The organism is Actinosynnema sp. (genome assembly GCF_052038725.1).
In genome coordinates, this window is sequence record NZ_JBQGCX010001333.1 from 1 (window position 1) to 3376 (window position 3376).

General features: G+C 73.6%; 3 protein-coding genes. 1 reads left to right on the plus strand and 2 read right to left on the minus strand.

Annotation, left to right across the window (positions count from 1 at the left end; genetic code table 11):
- Positions 1-20: 20 nt before the first annotated feature.
- Both ACTUAL_RS28150 and ACTUAL_RS28155 read right to left on the minus strand, forming a co-directional pair.
- Positions 21-1814, minus strand: a complete 1794-nt coding sequence (locus ACTUAL_RS28150) for an FAD-binding dehydrogenase (RefSeq protein WP_440902356.1) — start codon at positions 1812-1814, stop codon at positions 21-23.
- A gap of 178 nt (positions 1815-1992) precedes the next feature.
- Positions 1993-2427: a response regulator gene (locus tag ACTUAL_RS28155; RefSeq protein ID WP_096497915.1), complete on the minus strand. Its 435-nt coding sequence runs from the start codon at positions 2425-2427 to the stop codon at positions 1993-1995.
- 294 nt (positions 2428-2721) lie between these two features.
- Here ACTUAL_RS28155 and ACTUAL_RS28160 point away from each other — a divergent pair.
- On the plus strand, positions 2722-3376 hold a 655-nt coding region (locus ACTUAL_RS28160), incomplete at its 3' end, for a ricin-type beta-trefoil lectin domain protein (RefSeq protein ID WP_440902357.1).

Consider the following 3376-nt stretch of genomic DNA (forward strand, 5'->3'; position numbering starts at 1 on the left):
CCCCGGACCGGCCCCGAGCCTCAGGCGGACTCCGCCGCGGCGGCCCGACCGGCCTGCCGCCCGGAGAACAGGCACCCGCCCAGGAAGGTGCCCTCCAGCGCGCGGTACCCGTGCACCCCGCCGCCGCCGAACCCGGCGACCTCGCCCGCCGCGTACAGCCCCCGCACCGGCTGCCCGTTCGCGCCGAGCACCCGCCCGGACAGGTCCGTCTGCAACCCGCCCAGCGTCTTGCGCGTGAGGACGTTCATCCGGATCGCGATGAGCGGCCCGGCCGCCGGGTCCAGGATCTTGTGCAGCGGCGCGGTCCTGGCCAGGCTGTCGCCCACGTACGCCAGCGAGTTCCGGATGCCCATCACCTGGTTGTCCTTGGTGAACGGGTTGTCCACCTGCCGGTCCCGCACCTCGATCTGCGCCCGCAGGTCCTCCAGCCGCACCCGGTTCGACCCGGTCAGCCGGTTCATCCCGGCCACCAGGTCCGGCAGCGAGCTCGCGACGACGAAGTCCGCGCCCCGGTCCATGAACGCCTTGACCGGCGGCGGGGTGCTGTTGAGCAGCCTGCTCGCCAGGTACCCGAGCAGGTCCTTGCGGGTCAGCTCCGGGTTCTGCTCCGACCCGGACAGCACGAACTCCTTGTCGATGATCCGCTTGTTCAGCACGAACCACGAGTGGTCGTGCCCGGAGCGCGCGATCAGCTCCAGCGTGCCGAGCGTGTCGTAGCTGGGCACCCCCGGCAGCGGGAACCGGCGGCCGTTGCCGTCCAGCCACAGCGACGACGGCGCGGCCAGCACCCGGATTCCGTGCCCCGGCCAGATGGGGGAGTGGTTGGCCAGACCCTCGGTGTAGTGCCACATCCGGTCCCGGTTGACCAGCCGCGCCCCGGCCGACTGGCTGATCGCCAGCATCCGCCCGTCCACGTGCGCGGGCACGCCGGTGACCATCCGCGCGGGCGGCGTCCCCAGCCGCGCGGGCCAGTTGGCGCGCACCAGGTCCAGGTTGCCGCCGATGCCGCCGGAGGTGACGACCACGACCGGCGCGCGCAGCTCGAAGTCCCCGACCTGCTTGCGGGAGCTGGGCGTCCCGCGCGCCGCGCCGCTCGCCTCCAGCACGGCCCCGCGCACGCCGGTGACCGCGCCGTTCGTGGTGACCAGCGCGTCCACCCGGTGCCGGAACCGGAACGACACCCGCCCGCGCTCCGCGTGCTGGCGCACCAGCTTCTCGAACGGCTCCATCACGCCGGGGCCGGTGCCGAGGGTGATGTGGAAGCGCGGCACCGAGTTGCCCGGCCCGTCCGCGAGCTGCCCGCCGCGCTCGGCCCAGCCGACGATCGGCACCCACGACACGCCCAGCCCCGCCAGCCACGACCGCTTCTCCCCGGACGCGAACTCCAGGTACGCGTTCGCCCACTTGGCCGCCCAGTGGTCCTCGCCCAGCGGGTCGTTCACACCCCGGTCGAACCCGGCGGTGTTGAACCAGTCCGCGCGGGCCAGGTCCAGCGAGTCCTTGATGCCCGCCAGGCGCTGCTCGGTCGAGTCGACGAAGAACAGCCCGCCCAGCGACCAGAACGCCTGACCGCCCAGGCTCGCCTCCGGCTCCTGGTCCAGCAGCAGCACCTTCCGGCCCGCCGCCGCGAGCTCCGAGGTCGCCACGAGACCGGCGAGCCCGCCGCCGACGACGATCGCGTCGGCGTCCGCGCTCGCCGAGGGAGCGGCGGCGGCTTCCGCGAAACCCAGTGCTCCCAACGCTGATCCGGCGGCGGCCCCGCCACCGGCCGCCAGCAGTGCCCGCCGGGTCAAGCTGCTCGGGTCCGGACGCATCGTCGCAAGTCCTCCCTGGCGCTGGGTGCGCACCGGGGCGTCCGCCGAGGGGGCGGGCGGCCCGGTGGCCGATCACCACAGCGAACCAGCAGCGCTCCGACCGGTGATAGTGGCCGAGGTGCTAAAAGTGCCCGGAGGTGTTGTGCGCGCCCCGCAAAAGCCGTGCGGGCGAACCGGCTCAGCTGGGCAGGCGGGCCACCGAGCCGAAGAACTCGTCGATCCGGTGCACGACCTCGGTGAAGCTGTCCGCCGTCAGCGGCTTGCGCACGTAGGCGTTCGCGCGCAACCGGTAGCTGGCCACCAGGTCCGCCTCGGCGGCGGACGAGGTGAACACCACCACCGGCAGCGACCGCAGACCGGGGTCGGCCTTGATCTGCTCCAGCACCTCGTGCCCGGACAGGCCCGGCAGGTTCAGGTCCAGCAGCACCAGGTTCGGCTTCGGGGCCCGGCTGTACCGACCGCTGCGCAGCAGGAACCCCAGCGCCTCACCGCCGTCGCGCACCACGTGCAGCTCCACCGGGCGGTCCGCCAGCGCCTCCGCCACCAGCAGCGCGTCGCCGGGGTCGTCCTCCACCAGCAGGACGTCGATCCGGGGCCGGGGCGCACCCTCCACGGACGCCCAGAACGCCGCCGTGAAGTCGTACAGTCTGCTCACCGCTCGACCGTACCGGCTGGGCGCGGCGCGCACGTGATGAACGGACCCCAGCCCCTCCGGCCACCGGGCGCCGCGCGATTCGCATGACAGGGGTTGCCCCCGGTCCGCCCTCGCGCGCAGACTCGGCCGGGCAAACTGCCCACACGCACCAGCGCGCCCGGAAACCACCCTGAGCACCACCCGCCTACCCCTGCGGCGGTCCCGAAGCACCCCGGTGCGCGCGAGGTGCCCCTGCACAGAGTGGAACCCGTTGTGAGCAGAGTGAAACCCAGGCTCGCCGCAGGCGCGGGCCTGTCGGCCGCGGCCGTCGTCGGCGCCGCCTTCCTCGTCGTCCAGCCCGCCACCGCCGACGGCTTCACCGGCCCGGTGGTCGGCCTCGGCGGCAAGTGCCTGGACGTGGCCGGGGCGAGCAGCGCCAACGGCACGGCCGTGCAGCTCCACACCTGCAACGGCACGAGCGCCCAGTCCTGGACCGTGGACACCGGCGCCAAGACGATCAAGGCGCTGGGCAAGTGCCTCGACGTGGTCGACGACGGCAGGCACGACGGCGCGCTCCTGCAGATCTGGGACTGCGCCAACGTCCCCGAGCAGCGGTGGACCGTCGACCAGACCGGCCGCATCGTCGGCCAGGGCAGCGGCAAGTGCGTCGACGTGCCCGCGGGCAACACCGCCGACGGCACCCGCCTGCAGGTCTGGACCTGCGACGCGTGGAGCCCGTACCAGCGGTGGACCACGCCCGGCGGCGGCACGAACCCGACCACGACCACCACCTCCCAGGTCCCCGGCCGCTCGGACCTGGCCACCCCGGCGAAGAAGGACATCGCCATGCGGCTGGTGTCCAGCGCCGAGAACTCCTCGCTGGACTGGCGCGCCCAGTTCGCCTACATCGAGGACATCGGCGACGGTC

Bases quoted from the DNA above. Each gene is read 5' to 3' on its own strand.
- ACTUAL_RS28150 (WP_440902356.1), bottom strand. From the start codon at position 1,814: ATGCGTCCGGACCCGAGCAGCTTGACCCGGCGGGCACTGCTGGCGGCC.